Source organism: Phormidium sp. CCY1219 (assembly GCF_035615515.1).
In the GTDB taxonomy this organism is placed as follows: Bacteria; Cyanobacteriota; Cyanobacteriia; order Cyanobacteriales; family Laspinemataceae; genus CCY1219.
The window spans coordinates 1-15,201 of the sequence record NZ_JAJENT010000826.1; the positions used below are offsets into that span (position 1 = coordinate 1).

General features: G+C 51.2%; 13 protein-coding genes. 8 read left to right on the forward strand and 5 right to left on the reverse strand.

The window, feature by feature from the left end; genetic code table 11:
• The first annotated feature begins 73 nt into the window (after nt 1-73).
• Nucleotides 74-319: a hypothetical protein gene (locus LKK83_RS26035; protein ID WP_324634382.1), complete on the forward strand. Its 246-nt coding sequence runs from the start codon at nt 74-76 to the stop codon at nt 317-319.
• A gap of 28 nt (nt 320-347) precedes the next feature.
• Here the strand turns inward: LKK83_RS26035 and LKK83_RS32065 are convergent, their stop codons facing one another.
• A complete protein-coding gene (locus LKK83_RS32065) occupies nt 348-575 on the reverse strand; it encodes a Uma2 family endonuclease (protein ID WP_442957368.1) in 228 nt (75 codons plus the stop codon).
• Between the two features lie 165 nt (nt 576-740).
• Nucleotides 741-935 (reverse strand): hypothetical protein, encoded by a 195-nt coding sequence (locus tag LKK83_RS26040; protein WP_324634383.1) that lies wholly within the window; start codon nt 933-935, stop codon nt 741-743.
• 555 nt (nt 936-1,490) lie between these two features.
• Here LKK83_RS26040 and bchB point away from each other — a divergent pair.
• Entirely contained in the window at nt 1,491-3,017 is a 1,527-nt protein-coding gene (bchB, locus tag LKK83_RS26045; RefSeq protein WP_324634384.1) for a ferredoxin:protochlorophyllide reductase (ATP-dependent) subunit B, read from the forward strand.
• A 292-nt stretch (nt 3,018-3,309) separates the two neighbouring features.
• Entirely contained in the window at nt 3,310-3,933 is a 624-nt protein-coding gene (locus LKK83_RS26050) for a DUF2459 domain-containing protein (RefSeq protein ID WP_324634385.1), read from the forward strand.
• Nucleotides 3,934-3,959: 26 nt separating this feature from the next.
• Here the strand turns inward: LKK83_RS26050 and LKK83_RS26055 are convergent, their stop codons facing one another.
• Together LKK83_RS26055 and gnd are read right to left on the reverse strand one after the other, a co-directional pair.
• Complete coding sequence (locus LKK83_RS26055; RefSeq protein ID WP_324634386.1) at nt 3,960-4,802, reverse strand: PRC-barrel domain-containing protein; 843 nt, start codon at nt 4,800-4,802, stop codon at nt 3,960-3,962.
• A 104-nt stretch (nt 4,803-4,906) separates the two neighbouring features.
• Nucleotides 4,907-6,364, reverse strand: coding sequence for a decarboxylating NADP(+)-dependent phosphogluconate dehydrogenase (gnd, locus tag LKK83_RS26060; protein ID WP_324634387.1), 1,458 nt, complete (start codon nt 6,362-6,364; stop codon nt 4,907-4,909).
• A gap of 422 nt (nt 6,365-6,786) precedes the next feature.
• Here gnd and LKK83_RS26065 point away from each other — a divergent pair, with 422 nt between their 5' ends.
• Entirely contained in the window at nt 6,787-8,643 is a 1,857-nt protein-coding gene (locus tag LKK83_RS26065) for a Ycf66 family protein (protein WP_324634388.1), read from the forward strand.
• An 82-nt stretch (nt 8,644-8,725) separates the two neighbouring features.
• Here LKK83_RS26065 and LKK83_RS26070 read toward each other — a convergent pair whose 3' ends face one another.
• Nucleotides 8,726-9,436 carry a pentapeptide repeat-containing protein gene (locus LKK83_RS26070; protein ID WP_324634389.1) on the reverse strand — a complete coding sequence of 237 codons (711 nt, stop codon included), beginning with the start codon at nt 9,434-9,436 and terminating at the stop codon, nt 8,726-8,728.
• Between the two features lie 358 nt (nt 9,437-9,794).
• Between LKK83_RS26070 and LKK83_RS26075 the strand changes: the two genes are divergently transcribed.
• The 4 genes from LKK83_RS26075 (at nt 9,795) to LKK83_RS26090 (ending at nt 14,775) form a co-directional block, all read left to right on the forward strand.
• Nucleotides 9,795-10,247, forward strand: a complete 453-nt coding sequence (locus tag LKK83_RS26075) for a hypothetical protein (RefSeq protein ID WP_324634390.1) — start codon at nt 9,795-9,797, stop codon at nt 10,245-10,247.
• Nucleotides 10,199-11,464 (forward strand): methyl-accepting chemotaxis protein, encoded by a 1,266-nt coding sequence (locus LKK83_RS26080; protein WP_324634391.1) that lies wholly within the window; start codon nt 10,199-10,201, stop codon nt 11,462-11,464. The genes LKK83_RS26075 and LKK83_RS26080 overlap by 49 nt, the downstream gene beginning before the upstream one ends.
• Before the next feature lie 647 nt (nt 11,465-12,111).
• The gene (locus tag LKK83_RS26085; protein WP_324634392.1) at nt 12,112-13,518 is read left to right on the forward strand and encodes a hypothetical protein; all 1,407 of its coding nucleotides are present in this window, start codon (nt 12,112-12,114) and stop codon (nt 13,516-13,518) included.
• 243 nt (nt 13,519-13,761) lie between these two features.
• The gene (locus LKK83_RS26090) at nt 13,762-14,775 is read left to right on the forward strand and encodes a hypothetical protein (RefSeq protein WP_324634393.1); all 1,014 of its coding nucleotides are present in this window, start codon (nt 13,762-13,764) and stop codon (nt 14,773-14,775) included.
• Nucleotides 14,776-15,201: the final 426 nt, after the last annotated feature.

Sequence of the window (15,201 nt, forward strand, 5' to 3'; positions counted from 1 at the left end):
CTAAAGCCGCAAGTTCGTTTTTCCTCCCCCGGCTAAAGCACGGGGGTTTCCAAACGTATCGGAGGTTATCATCATGACTGAATTACTTCGGCGTGTCGTTGCAGAGATAGAGAAGCTCACAGAAGACGAACAGAATGCGATCGCCTCTCGTCTGCTGGCTGAGCTAGAAGATGAGCGCCAGTGGAAATCTCGTTTTGAAGCCACCAGCGATCGCCAGTGGAATGCTTTGGCTGATAGGGTACGTCAAGATATTGCTGCGGGAAATATTGACTCAATTGATGATGTTTTTCCTGGCGATCTCCCTCATCGAAAGCCATAATTTTTATTCCCTTGATTCCACAGTGTCCTCACGCATTTAACTCACCGAACAATCGCGCGATCGCAACAGCAACATCAGGACATGCCACCGGATTAATCTCACCCTGGGTTAAAATTTCTTCTGACTGGTAACCCTTTGCAGTGGGTCTTCTGAAAACAAAAAGTTGTCTGGGTTGCCAATTAACAATCAAATATTGAGTAATTCCTGTTGTAGCGTACACTTTGCTTTTTACTTCCCAGTCTTTATTGAAACTGATATAGCAGTCCTAAATGATTTGTAACAAAACTAGGGAGCAAGATGCTCGCACTCCCAGCCTTTCAGACCCGGATCCATGACACCACTGATTTAGGATTGCTATATTGGCATATTCTACCAGCAAAAAAATATTTTCGGGATAGGGAGAATGCTCTCGATACTCTCGTCACCGGCGTTCAACCACCGCAATATCCGGTTCAAGTTCAGAGTTACTCTGTAGCAAAGTAATCGGTTTGGTTTGACGAACTTTGGCGCGATTTCCGAACAGATAAATCAGATATTCTACCGCTTCATCGCTACAGTAAGCACCAGCTTTTCCTGCAGGGGTGATTTCGAGCATTTCTCCATTCAATAACTCCACCTACCGCCCTTCTAAAATGCCGGCATATTATCCGATGGTAGTCTTCTACTGTCCATTTTGCCGTGGTCCGTTTCATGGGTTTGTGCTTGGCAGGTTTGAGGATTATTTTATCCCAATTTTATCAAATTGCCAGCCACCGGGGGTGAGGATAGGGTAGTGCCATATTAGTCCCCGGCGTTTATCGGGAAGGGGGCAAGATATCCGTTGTCGGCAATTTACACATTGCAGGTTGTCAATAAAAGGAGCGCGCCGCGTAACCCCTCTAGGTTCACCTCCAGACAATCCATTTGCCACCGTCACCCTGGCCAAAAATTACAAAATTTCTCGAAATATTAATATTTTTTACATTAAATTCAAAAACCCTTTATTTAGTTTTAGTCTGGATCTGAATCGCAAACCGGGTCGGGGAAATGAACTAGGTAACTATTCCTATTAATTCCCCCTCGTCAGCGCCGATAAAATGCGGAGAAAAGCGGGCAAAAATGCCTACCGAGCAACCCTTGCCCCATCCGTCGCAAACCGCTGTATTTGAAGAGAAAACGGGAGAAAAAACACATGAAATTGGCTTACTGGATGTATGCAGGTCCCGCCCACATTGGCACGCTTCGCATTGCCAGTTCTTTTAAGAACGTTCATGCCATTATGCACGCCCCTCTCGGGGATGACTACTTCAATGTAATGCGTTCCATGCTAGAGCGGGAGCGCGATTACACCCCAGTAACTGCCAGCATCGTCGATCGCAACGTTCTCGCGCGCGGTTCCCAAGAAAAAGTCATCGATAACATCGTCCGCAAAGATAAAGAAGTCACCCCAGATTTAATCGTTCTCACCCCCACCTGCACCTCCAGCATCTTGCAAGAAGATTTAAACAACTTTGTCGAACGGGCGCAGATGGATGCCAACAGCGATGTGATGCTTGCTGATGTCAACCACTACCGCGTCAACGAACTGCAAGCCGCCGATCGCACCCTGCACCAAATCATTCAATACTACATCGAAAAAGCCAAAAAGAAAAACCAACTGCCCGCAACCAAAACCGAAAAACCCTCAGTCAATATCATCGGCATTTCCACCCTCGGATTTCACAACAACCACGACTGCACCGAACTCAAACGCCTGATGGCGGATCTCGGCATTGAAATTAACGCCATTATTCCCGAAGGCGCTTCGGTACACCAATTAAAAAATCTGCCCCGCGCCTGGTGTAACCTGGTTCCCTATCGCGAAATCGGCATGATGGCGGCGAAATACCTGCAACAAGAATTCGGCACTCCCTATGTAGATATCGCGCCGATGGGAATCGTGGAAACCGCCCGCTGCATTCGCAAAATTCAGCAAGTGATAAACGAACAAGGGGCGCAAATCGATGGCGAAGATTATATCGACAATCAAACCCGATTTGTCTCCCAAGCTGCCTGGTTTTCTCGGTCGATTGACTGCCAGAATTTAACCGGGAAAAAAGCCGTAGTTTTTGGGGACAATACTCATGCGGCGGCAATCACCAAAATTTTGGCGCGAGAAATGGGAATTCACGTGGTTTTGGCGGGAACATACTGCAAATATGATGCGGATTGGTTCCGGGAACAAGTAAGCGAATACTGCGACGAAATTTTAATTAGCGACGATAATGGAGCCATTGCCGATGCGATCGCCCGTCTGGAACCTGCTGCCATTTTCGGCACCCAAATGGAACGCCACGTGGGCAAACGCTTAAATATTCCCTGTGGCGTCATTGCTGCCCCAATTCACATCCAAAACTTCCCCGTAGGTTACAAACCCTTTGTCGGCTATGAAGGAGCCAATCAAATTGTCGATTTGGTTTACAATTCCTTTACCCTGGGAATGGAAGACCACCTGCTAGAAATATTCGGCGGACACGATACGAAAGAAGCAATTCAGAAGACGATTTCTGCCGATTCCGATTTGAATTGGACCAAAGACGCGCAAGCTGAATTAAACAAAGTGCCCGGTTTCGTGCGCTCAAAAGTGAAACGCAATACCGAAAAATTCGCTCGCGATCGCGGTATCGAGGAAATCACCCTCGAAGTCATGTACGCCGCCAAAGAATCCGTTGGCACATAATGTAGCAGGGAGTAAAAAAAAACTCCTTTAACTTCCTCTGACTCCTTCCCAGATTCCACGGGAACGCCCACACTGTAGAGACGCGATTCATCGCGTCTCTACAAGCGGAAACTCCTACAAAATGAGGCTAGATGGAATAGTAATTCAGCAAAAAGATTGAGCCGCTTCCCGATTGCAAATGAACGCGCGAACCCTTTGCAAAAAAATCACCCTTGGCTTGTTGTTCACCACAGGAACCCTTGCCATTGCATTGGGTTTTGGTTACGTTGCGCCGACAAAATTAGGCAATGTAATGCAAGACAATTGCCGCGCCAAACTGTACGTTTCTAACACCGGGGTTCACACCAACATTGTAGTGCCGGTAAGCAATCAGTGGTATGATTGGAGTCAAACCCTCTCCCTCGCCGATATTGGCAGGGATGCGGTAGAAAATTATCGCTATTTGAGCTTTAGTTGGGGAGATAGAGAAGTTTATCTGAATACGCCTACTTGGTCGGATTTAGAATTCTCCAACGCCCTGAAAGCATTATTTTTCCCGACTCCCTCGGTGATGCAGGTAAAAGGCTACGATCGCTTGCCAAATTATCTGGAGATTAAATGCGTTAAAATCAACCCGAAAAATTATCTTGCTTTAATGAATTTTATCGAAAATTCTTTTCAGCTAGATGAGCGAGATAAACCCGAGAGAATCGCGGCGGGTTATAACGCCAGCAGTGGATTTTATGCTGCTACCGGCAGTTATAGCCTATTTAAAACTTGTAACGATTGGACTGCAGCAGGGTTAAGAAAAGCGGAGGTCAATACCCCGGTGTGGTCTGGACTGGCTTCTGCGGTGATGTTGCATTTAAGAGGGTGTGAATGTGGGGAGAATTTGTCGATAAATTCCCGATTGCCCGAGAATAGCGGGGGGATTTGAATCATCCGCCCCGCAACAATCCGCTCTTATTGCTGATTTTCTTGAGATTCCGGGGTGGGTTCGGGAGTGGGTGGGCTTTCGGGAGAGGTTTGACCGATGTGAGTCGATGCTTCTTGTTGCTCTTGGTCTTTCATTTGCGCCACGCGATCGCGAGTTTGTTCCGCCACTTCTTGGGCTTTATCCCGGGCGCGATCGGCGAAATTGAGAGCATCTTCTCGCGCTTGTCCGGAGACGTCCTGCAGGCGATTTTGGGCTTGTTCTGAGACATCTTGCGCGCCTTTAATTAAACCGCGCAAATCTTTCATGGTTTTATCGTAATCATTTTGCAGCAATTCGCCGACTTTATTGAGTCGTTGATTCATACCTTCGGTATATTGTTGCGGTTCTTGCACCGCACTTTCGACAACAATCAGGCGTTTGCTGCCAAAACTGGAAATATCCTCCGGTGACAGGAGATAGGTACCTCCCACTGCACCACGCCAACCGCTGGATTTAAACAAATAGCTAACCACGGTGCCGGTTTGGGTGGCAATCATGTAATCTACCAATTGACCGGCGGTGGTGCCGGTATCGGTGAGGACTTCATGCCCGATCGCATTCATCACCCCTTCCGGTTTTTCCTCAGCCGATGCCTCGGCGTCGAAATTAATTAAAACGCTATCCTGACCGATGGTATGAATTTGGTTCCAACTGAAGAAGTTTTTCTTCATGCCCAGAAAACCTGCCTTGCAGCTAAAACCGACAACCTTGTGGGATTGGGGGTCGAGCCACAATTCGTCAAGTTTGCCGATTTCATCAGCCGTAGCGCGATTGATAACGCGGCGATCGAGCAGATCCGATCGCTTACTCACCTGTTGTTCGGTACTCATGGGTAAACTCCTGTTATTAAATCGGTTAAGACAGCAGGCAAATTATGTTGCCTATACATTTTTCGGGGAAAGCGTTCCCAGCACGTGCTGGGAACAAGGTTAGTTTATGCGGGTTCGCCGCCAGTGCGCTGAGTTTGCTCGTCCCACTTCGTCCATTCCGTGTGGAAGAACTCGCCCCGGGGTTTATCTACGCGCTCGTAGGTGTGAGCGCCGAAGTAATCCCGTTGGGCTTGAGTGAGATTTTGCGGCAAGCGATCGCGACGATAGCTATCAAAATAATCCAACGAAGCACTAAACGCCGGCACCGGAATGCCCAACTGATTTGCCGTTGCCAGCACATCGCGCCATGCGGACTGGCGGTCTAAAATCGTTTGCTTAAACTCCGGTGCCAGCAACAAATTGGGCAGACCGGGATTTTGCTGGAAAGCCGTCTTTATTTTATCCAAGAAGCCAGCGCGAATAATACAGCCGCCCTTCCAAATCCGGGCAGTCTCACTCAAATTCAACTGATAGCCAAACTCTGACGACGCTTTGCCCAGCAGACCCATTCCCTGAGCGTAAGAGCAAATCTTAGAGCAATAGAGCGCATCGCGAACCTTATTGATAAACGCCTTCGGATCGCCATCATATTTTGCCGTCGGTCCGGGCAACTCCTGAGATGCTGCAACCCGCTCATCTTTCAGGGAAGACATCACCCTGGCATTCACCGCCGCCGTTATCGTAGGAATAGACACGCCCAGTTCCAAAGCATTAATCACCGTCCAACGACCGGTGCCCTTTTGTCCCGCCGCATCCATAATCACCTCCACCAGAGGTTTCTTGGTGTCCGGGTCGGTGTACTTAAAGATATCCGCAGTAATTTCGATTAAAAACGAATTGAGTTCCTCGGTGGTATTCCACTCGGAAAACACCTGATGCAATTGCTCGCCTTCGAGACCCACGGCACTTTTGAGCAGGTCATACGCCTCCGCGATGAGCTGCATATCGCCGTATTCGATACCATTGTGAACCATTTTCACATAGTGTCCGGCACCCCCCGGGCCGATATAGGTGACGCAAGGGCCATCATCCACCTGCGCCGCAATCTTGGTCAAAATCGGCTCTAAATCTTTGTAAGCTTGTTGGGTGCCTCCTGGCATCAGACTCGGACCGTTGAGCGCGCCTTCTTCGCCACCGCTGACCCCCATGCCCATGTATGCCAATCCAGCGGATTCTAAGTCTTTCGTGCGACGTTCCGTATCTTCGTAGAGAGAATTACCGCCATCGACTATCATATCACCTTCTTGCAGCAGAGGCTTGAGCTGTCCGATGACCGCATCCACCGGGCCGCCGGCTTTGACCATCAGCAGGATCCGGCGAGGGCGCTCTAAAGCGGCGACAAAATCTTCCATCGAGTAAGTGGCTTTCACTTGCTTGCCCGATCCCCGGGAGGCCATAAAATTTTCGGTGACGCTGCTGGTACGATTATAGACCGCTACGGGGAACCCTTTGCTTTCCACATTCAGCGCCAGGTTTTCACCCATGACGCCCAGACCAATGACACCAAATTTTTGCTTTGACATAAATTTCTACTGACCTTTGCGTTTCAGAATCAATTACCTTTAAGGTTAGCCCGATCGCTTCAGTTGTCCAGTAAAGAATATCTTAAGACTGGGGTTGAGTCCTCCCTCCCAAGTAAGGAAAAGTTGGAAAACCTCGGCTCTGGAAAAACAGACTCAGCGATCGCGCCGTGCATTTGTCCGATTGTCCGGGGATAATTCTCTCCCGCGAAACTTGACAACCGGGCAAAATAGTGATAAAAAATACCACCCATCCGAGGTTAATACTGCCTTGCCCCGGCGGAGAAAATCCGGTAGTATCGGGCGAAGCGAGTGAGATTGTCCGCCTTGAAGCGCAGGGGGGCGAAAGTGAACGGTAGAATGAGCTGGTAAAGACGACTGGGGCAAGTCGTCTGTAAAAATTGACAGCAGGGGGAACCGGGAAAATGCTTCCATACATTTTGGCCTTAGTCGTAGCTCTCGGGAGCTTCGCGATTTACATGGCCGCATTCTTTTTTCCAGAAGTCCATCGCAAAGGCGACATCGTTTGGAGTGGCGTTGGACTGTTTTATGCCTTAGTGCTATGGTTTTGTGCCGGACGCCTGACCGGTGCGGTGTTGCTCGGACAGAGTGCCAGTGTGGCCTTGTTAGGATGGTTTGGCTGGCAAGCGATGAGCTTGCGACGACAAGCCACCCCCCTGGGCGATCGCACCCAGGTTTCTGAGGAGCAACTGAACAATGTCTCCCAGTTAACCGGACGGATTGGCAGCTTATTCAAAGGCAAATCGCCGGCGAAACCCGTCTCCGCGCCGCCGGAGGTTGCGCCGGAAGCCGAAGCCGTGCCCGTCCCCGTCCCCAGGGAAACCGAACCCACTGTAGCGCCAGTGGAAGAACCGCCCGCAGCGGAAACCACCCCAGTGACTCCGGAAGCGGAGACGCCGGCGGTGGAGACTGCGCCGAAACCGAAGAAACGCTTCGGACTACCTGGGGGCGTTACGGGCTTATTTAAAGGCAAACCGAAAGAAAAGCCAGTGGAGAAGGAGACCGAAACTGCTCCCCCACCGGTGGAAGAAGAGAGTCAACCGCCTCGCCCAGAGGAATGGGTGGAACCAGCGGCGACGGAACCGGAAACGGTGGTGGAAGGAGAGCCACAGCCGGCGGATATGCTGGGCACTGAAGCCACAGTGACGATTGAAGGGGGAGAAACGGAAGCCCCCACCGAGGCGGAATCCTCGGAAACCGAACAGATGCCCGGGGCGGCGGCCCTAGAAGGGGCAACCGCCCAACCGGAATCGCAACTAGAGGATGAGGAGGACTTTGAATTTGAAGCCGAACTAGAACCAGAGGTTGCGACCCCGGAAGCGCCGCCGCAGGAGGTGGAAACCGAGGCGAAACCGCAACCGGAACCCACAGGGAAAAAACCTGTGGGTGTGGTGGTGAGCGAAACCCTCGAGCCGCTTAAGGGGTTATGGAATAAAGTGCAAGGAGGCATTCGCGGCGTGCTGAAGGTAAAGCCAAAGTCGAAACCGGAACCTGCGCCGGAAGCGCCAGCGCCAGAGCAGACGCCGAGTGCGGAAGCGGAGGCGGAGTCTGTGGAAGGGTTAGCCCCGGGGCTGACGATGGAAACCGAGGCGGTGGCTGACCAGGAAGCGGCGATCGCCCTCGAGGATACCGTGACCGAAGAGAACGCCACGCCGCCTCAGCCCCCGGAAGCGGATCTGGTGGAAGCCGCGCAAGAGTCTGCGCCAGAAGGGGAACTCGCAGAACGAGTCACCCCCGAACCGGTGGAAGAATTTGCACCGGAAGCCCAACTGACCCCGCCGGCGGAAACCACTATTGAGCCGATGGAGGAGGCGACGCCGGTGCAGGAAGCGGAAGCGGTGACGCCAGTAGACACACCTGCACCCACCGAGGCGGAAACACCTGCTGAGGAAGAGGTGGAAGAGGTCAAAGAGGTGGTGGAAGAGGCCACACAAGCGATGGTGGAAGAGGTGACGGAGGTGGTGAACGAAGCGAAAGCGGTGGTGGAAGAGGCTACCGAAGTCGTGAAAGAGGCCACGGAAACCGAGGAGCCATCAGCACCAGAGGCGATGCCAGAGCATCCGGCGGACGAGGAGAGTGGCGATCGCGATACCCTGGAGGTGCGATCGAGAAGAAGCGAACCGGCGGCGGTAGACCCTGCGCGACAGCCCGGTGAAGCGAAATCTCAAACTGCGCCGACAGCAGACCGTTCCGACTCTCCGGGTCAGGAAACTGACCGCTCCTCCCCGGAACAAAACGAAGCGGATAGTTCCGACGTTTAACTGGGGCTATTTTTTCCACAGTGGCGTTGGCTGGCTCAGCTAATGCCACTGTTGTCTTTGGGGGGAATTAATGTTCGTCTCTCTATTGATGAATTCGCCCATCGGGTAAAATGGCTAGGGTGAGTTTTGCGCCGATGAGTTTGACTAAAATTCGGTCGGCGGTGCCAATTTTTGCCCCGCGCAAATCGGCACCGCTTAAGTCAGCTCCGCTTAAATCTGCACCGATTAAATTGGCATGTTGTAGGTTAGCGCCGGCCAGGTTGGCTTGCAATAAATTGGCGCGAAATAAGTTGGCATGTTCGAGATTGGCACCGGCGAGATTGGTTTTGTGCAAAAATGCATCTTGTAAGTTGGCATGCTTGAAGTTGGCATGGCTTAATTGTCTGCCGGATAGGTCTTTTTCGCGTAAATTGGCGCGGCGAAAATCGGCTCCACTCCAGTCGGGATTGTGCGGTTGTTTGGCTCGGTGATGGGTGCGCGAATCGACCCGATCGCCTTGGGGGCGATCGGGCGATGAAGGTGGAGGTTTGGGCGAGTGGCGCGCTGTGGTGGAGGCGGGCGATCGCTGGCGCTTTGCGGTTGGCGCTTTCGACCCGAGGGCGCGCAATTTTTCCCGCGCTAGATTGATTTCTTTGATTTTTTCTTGTGCTTTGGACACCAGGCGCTGGTTTTCTTTGGGAAAGCGATCGGGATGCCAAACAAATACCAAATCTTTATAGGCTTGGTTGACCTCTTCTAGGGAGGCTCCCGGCTCTAATCCCAGCACTCGATAGTATTTCTCTAGCTCTTTCATGGGTGAAGATTATCCGCCCTCACGTTTAAAAATCAGTCGATCGCCCAGTCTTTGAGCTATTTTAACATTAACTCCCGGTTTTTTCTCTCGCTGACGCCACCGATGCCGTCTGCTAGCCCTGGATCGAAACCGAAGCGATCGCCCCGTAAAAGTGGCCACCGTGTCTATCGATACAGTTTGGTTTGCCTCGATTGCCTATAAACAATTAGGTTCCACGGGCGGCACTTCGGTGCAGTGCCGAGATGTTTATTTCTCAGCCGAGAATAATTGTATCGAAATTTTGGTAATTTGACAAAGAAAAACAAGCGGGTGGAAACGCCACAGGGTGAAAACTGCCAAACTCTATTGAGGGAGCAAGATGATGAAGGGAAACACCGGGCAACTACTGCAAACCAGCCACTTACAAGACATGGAAGGATTGCAATGGGCTTCTCGGATTGCAAGTATTGTAGCGATCGCGATCGGGGCAATGGTGATTGTCGGTTGGATGTTTGACATTGGATTGCTCAAAAGCGTGCTTCCGGGATTGGTAACGATGAAAGCCAATACGGCATTTGGGTTTATTTTTGGCGGCTGTTGTTTGTGGTTGTGGCATCGCGAAGGCGAATCTGCTTCGAGCCACCGGGCCGCGTTAGCCTGTGCCACAATTGTCCTGCTCATTGGCTTGCTGACACTGATTCAATATAGTTTCGATATTGACTTGGGCATCGACCAACTGGTTTTCCAGGAATCGGTGGATGCTGTGGCGACAGCGGCACCCGCATGGCACCGAATAGTGCGTTTAATTTTCTGTTGTTGGGGTCTGCGTTAGTGCTGTTTTGCATTCCCCGGCGGAATTATCTGGCAGCACAATTTTTCACCATTGCTGCATTTTTAGTGGCGTTGTTGGGGTTTTTGGGTTATCTGTATGGCAATGCCTTTTTTTATATGTTGGATTCCTCATTTACGGCAATGGCATTGCATACGGCAGTGGCGTTTATTCTGCTGTGCTTTGCACTTTTGTTCGCGCGTCCTGATGTGGGAGTGATGGGGACGATTACCAGTCACCATGCCGGGGGTTTGATGGCGCGCCGACTGTATCCGGCAGCTCTGGCAATGCCCCCGTTATTGTGCTGGTTGGTGTTATTGGGCTATCGCGCTCATCTGTACACGCCGGAAATGGGAATTTCATTGTTGGGGATTTTGAATGTGGTGATTTTTTCGGCGTTAATTTGGTGGAATTCGCTTTCTCTCGGGGCGATCGATACTCAGCGCAAACACGCCGAATTTTCGTTAAAACAAGCGTTCGAGCAACTGGAACAGCGGGCGGCGGAACAAGAAGAAATGGCTCGCACTTTGGCTACGGCATTCACTCAAATTACCTCGACGATGAATGAATTGAGCGCCTCTTCGGCGGCGACGGCGGAACAAGCGGCAGCGGCGGATGCCGAGGCCCACCGGGCGCTGACGCTTTCTGAGGAGGGGACTTCTGCGGTGGGGCGCACTCAGGCGGGGATGAGTCGGTTACAGGAAAAGGTGAAGGCGATCGCCCAGGCGATTGGGTTTACGCAACAGCAAGCCGGTCAAATCGGCAAAATCGCTCGTATGGTGGGCAATTTAGCCAGTCAAACGAATATGCTGGCATTGAATGCGGCGATCGAAGCGGTCCGCGCCGGAGAGCATGGCAAAGGATTCGGGGTGGTGGCAAGTGAAATTCGCAAGTTGGCGGACCAAAGTAAAGTGTCTGCAGAAAATATCAATACCCTGGCGGCGGATATTCAAACGGCGATCGAGTCTACGGCGAGGGCGACGGATGAGGGGATGGAAACGGTGGAATCCGGGGTGACGATCGCCTCGAATACGGCAGATGCATTTGAAGGGGTGGCGGCGGCGATCGCGCAAATTTTTACGAACAACCAGCAAATTGCCTTGACTGCCAAACAACAGGCGGCGGCTATCTCACAGGTGGTCAGTGCGATGAATGCGATTAATACTCAAACGGCTGACAAAACGCGCCTGGGCGATGGCAATCTCGTACCACACAGTTGACCGAGCGATCGCCCTCGGGAGGGCTTTATTTACAGGCGCGATCGCGGGGCGCTTCGCCCTTGCTACCCATTGCTCCCCTCCCCCACACCACCAGAAGCAATTTTCGCCAATGTGCCGCCTTCACTTAACCTGCGATCGCTCTGTTGCCATTTCATCCCCTCAAATCCCCCCGCCCCATTCTCCTGTTTCCCCGAAGCGTTCTTGTTTCTATCCCCCCAATTTGACAAATCCGACAGGGTTGTGTTCTGGCGAATTCTCTCCGTTTCGTTTCCGCAACTGTTGCTATTCTCAAATCCCGTTAATTATCCAGTTTTTTATAGCGGCGCGATCGCTCTTTTAATTTTTATAAATTTTTGGGCAATTCTCTACCCATAGGGGGATGATTCTCTCATTCGATTCCACTTCCTGACTTACCCCTTGTTATCCCAGACACAAAACCTCTCCCTTAGAGTAGTCGCTCGATTCCAAACATTCTAGTCCCAATTTAACATTTCTTTTCAACATCTCTTAAAAACCTATGCTATGATGACCAACAGTTGTTGGCGATTCCAGTCAATCCGAGTCATTCCCTCCCCGAAGACTTCATTGCCAAACTTACCCCGGAGGGAATCGAATTGAAAGGAACGTCAGTGCGTGTGAGGTAAATCATGGCCGTAAACTTATTTAATCCCAGCTTTTATAAAGCAGTCAATCAAGACTTGCAAAACCTAACAGACCAGCAAGCTTTTCAACACTTTATCAACTTTGGGGTCAACGAAAATCGCCTGTTTTCCCCAATTGTCGATTTAGATTGGTATCGACAAGCCAACCCCGGCTTAGCCCAAGCCGGTTTAACCAGCAACAGACAACTGTTCGAGCATCTATCCAATTTTGGTGTGGCAGAAGGACGGCAATTTTCGTTTAATTTCAATCCGACCTTTTATCGCAATTCCAATGCTGATTTAGCCGCTGCTGGCTTGAATAACGAGCAATTATTCGAGCATTTTCGTAACTTTGGCATCAATGAAGGACGCCCTGCCGCTGTAACTTTCTCCCCCAATTTTTATTTGGCCACCAACCAGGACTTGCAGCAAGCAGGCTTTAATTTTGAAGATGGGCTGGAACACTTTCGCTTGAGTGGTCTAGCCGAGGGACGAGCCTCTTCGCCGAACTTTAATGCCCGATTTTATCTGTCATCAAACCCAGATTTAGAACAAGCCTTTGGGTTTGATTTTCGCGAGGCGTTCGAGCATTTTTTACTGCTGGGCAACCAAGAAGGAAGAATTGCCTCTCCCGGAGGACCAATCCCGCCGCCGATTCTCCCGCCACAGCCACCCGCCACAGAGGATCCGGGCAACACTCCTGCCACGGCTTTTGACCTGGGAACCATCAGCGACACTCGTACCTTAAATGAGGCGATCGGCAATGCCGACGTGACGGATTACTACCGCTTTAACTTGAACATTCCGACCAATTTAAGCGTGGTACTCAATGGGTTAACCCAAGATGCAGACCTAGAAGTCTTTTTCGACAGCAATAGCAATGGCGTATTAGAATCCACCGAGAGAATTGGTATTTCCGAAGAAGAGGGAACCCTGCAAGATGAAGTGACTGGGTTTTTCACCCAAGGAAACTATTTCGTTCAGGTTTTTCAGGGAGTTCCCGGTGCAGAAACCGCCTACAATTTAAACCTGATTAGTTCGCCGGCGACGGGAGACTTAGGGGGAAATACCCCGGGGGATGCCCTGATTTTGGGCAATTTAACCGGCAACCGAACCATCGATGAATCTGTAGGCGATTCCGACCCGCAGGATTATTTCAGTTTTGTGCTGGATAATACCCGCAACGTTAACTTGCTGCTGACGAATCTCAGCGATGATGCCGAGTTGTTCTTGTATGAGGATATGAATAACAATGGGGCGATCGAGGATGGGGAACTGGTTACTCAGTCGGTGGAAAGCGGCACTACACCGGAGTTAATCAGTCGCAGTTTGGATGCCGGGTCTTACTTCGTCTTGGTCGATCGCGCCTTTGCCGGGGTAAATGCCAATTATACCTTATCTCTATCTGCCTAAGAGCAAATTTACTGCGGCGAGAATCCGCCGCGCACCCGGATCCGGGCCTGCTCCCGCTTCTCCATGTTGCCATCCTCCCGTGCTTTTGCCCGATCGCGGGGGGTCATTTGTCCTTGGTGATTGGTCATGGGTTATTTGTCCTTGGGTCTAATCCGGAGGAGATTTTTCATCTCTATATGTCGGCAAATCTCGTCAAATGCGATACCATCTCCATTAACTCAAGTGTTTGTGAGGTAAACTCTAATGGCAGTACGGTTATTTGACCCTAACTTCTATCGCAGAAACAATCCAGACGTGGGCGGGTTAAACGATACGGAAGCGTTACAACACTTTCTCAATGTGGGAGTGTCAGAAAATCGCCCTTTTTCCCCGATCGCCGACCTCGAGGTATATCGCCAAAGCAATCCCGACTTAATCCAAGCCGGTTTGACCACCAACCGACAGTTATTCGATCATCTGGAAAATATGGGTGTTGCGGAAGGACGGCAGTTTTCCACTCGCTTCGACCCTTCCTTTTATCAACAGAGCTATCCCGATTTGCGCGAAGCGGGTATCGACACCAATGAGGAACTCTTCGAACATTTCCAAGCTTTTGGACTGAATGAAGGACGTCTGGGGGCACCGTCAAATGCCGAATTCGGGTCATCCCCGACGCCGCCGCCCCCTTCCCCTTCCTCCCCTGCGCCGCCGGCCCCGATTCCGTCCTCGCCGGTGGCTCCCAATCCCTCCACGGCTACATCGGTTCCCGTGCCACCGTTGCCCCCCACCCCCAGCACTCCAGCACAACCGCCCGGATCGCTTCCCGAGGCTCCCACTCTGGAGGATCCGGTGTCCTTTTCTGAGATCGCCACGGATACCGGGGATAGTCTGAATGCAGATCTCGGTGGGGGCTTGAATAATTTTAATCTGACCTTTAATGATGTGGTGGGAGGCAGCAACGATCCGAGCGATTACTACCGATTTAACTTGAGCGGTAACGGGAGTTTTAATGTCTCTTTATATGGCAGTGGAGTGGGATTGGAAGTTTATCGCGATGGAAACGAAGATGCTACTCTCCAACCGGAAGAAGTGTTTTTGGCGGGTGCGAATGGATTAATGGGGTCGAGTGGTTTTGGGGGGCCTAGCACCTCATTTGGTGGCTCGGCGATCGCCGGCTCTTATTACCTGCGCGTTTTTGCGGAAAATCCCAACACCGATTATCAGCTAACCCTCTCCGCTTACTCCAATTTTGTTTCCCCACCCCCGCCTGTGGTTTAACGGAGAGCTCGGGGGAAAAGAACCGTCCTGTAAAGTTTTGTAAATAAATGCGATCGCCGTTACAATTTGGCTTCTCAGTGCTTGCACTTCACCGATGCATCAGTTGGATTTGCGATCGCCAATTTCCGTTGCGGGGCTAGTCTTGCTTTTCATCTAGCCCCACTCCATCAATCCCTGGAACTCTTGTAAACTCCAGCACAATCCATCGGCAAAACTCTGACTTTTTCCGCGCCTTTCCCATGCAATCGCTCTACCTTCCATTCCGGCGATCTGGCGAGAAGAATCCAAAAGAACCACCAGTGGCCATCTCTACCCCAGATTGCAGTTTTCCTGAAAAATTGCCGCCCAATTTACCGAGAATCGGCGTAAAGCCCCCGGATTTATCCGTGGGGATATAAGCCGAGCGACTGACCCCCGGTCCCCCGC

Bases quoted from the DNA above. Each gene is read 5' to 3' on its own strand.
- LKK83_RS26080 (WP_324634391.1), top strand. From the start codon at position 10,199: ATGGCACCGAATAGTGCGTTTAATTTTCTGTTGTTGGGGTCTGCGTTA.
- LKK83_RS26085 (WP_324634392.1), top strand. From the start codon at position 12,112: ATGGCCGTAAACTTATTTAATCCCAGCTTTTATAAAGCAGTCAATCAA.
- bchB (WP_324634384.1), top strand. From the start codon at position 1,491: ATGAAATTGGCTTACTGGATGTATGCAGGTCCCGCCCACATTGGCACG.
- LKK83_RS26090 (WP_324634393.1), top strand. From the start codon at position 13,762: ATGGCAGTACGGTTATTTGACCCTAACTTCTATCGCAGAAACAATCCA.
- LKK83_RS26055 (WP_324634386.1), bottom strand. From the start codon at position 4,802: ATGAGTACCGAACAACAGGTGAGTAAGCGATCGGATCTGCTCGATCGC.
- gnd (WP_324634387.1), bottom strand. From the start codon at position 6,364: ATGTCAAAGCAAAAATTTGGTGTCATTGGTCTGGGCGTCATGGGTGAA.
- LKK83_RS26035 (WP_324634382.1), top strand. From the start codon at position 74: ATGACTGAATTACTTCGGCGTGTCGTTGCAGAGATAGAGAAGCTCACA.
- LKK83_RS26075 (WP_324634390.1), top strand. From the start codon at position 9,795: ATGATGAAGGGAAACACCGGGCAACTACTGCAAACCAGCCACTTACAA.
- LKK83_RS26050 (WP_324634385.1), top strand. From the start codon at position 3,310: ATGCAAGACAATTGCCGCGCCAAACTGTACGTTTCTAACACCGGGGTT.
- LKK83_RS26070 (WP_324634389.1), bottom strand. From the start codon at position 9,436: ATGAAAGAGCTAGAGAAATACTATCGAGTGCTGGGATTAGAGCCGGGA.
- LKK83_RS26065 (WP_324634388.1), top strand. From the start codon at position 6,787: ATGCTTCCATACATTTTGGCCTTAGTCGTAGCTCTCGGGAGCTTCGCG.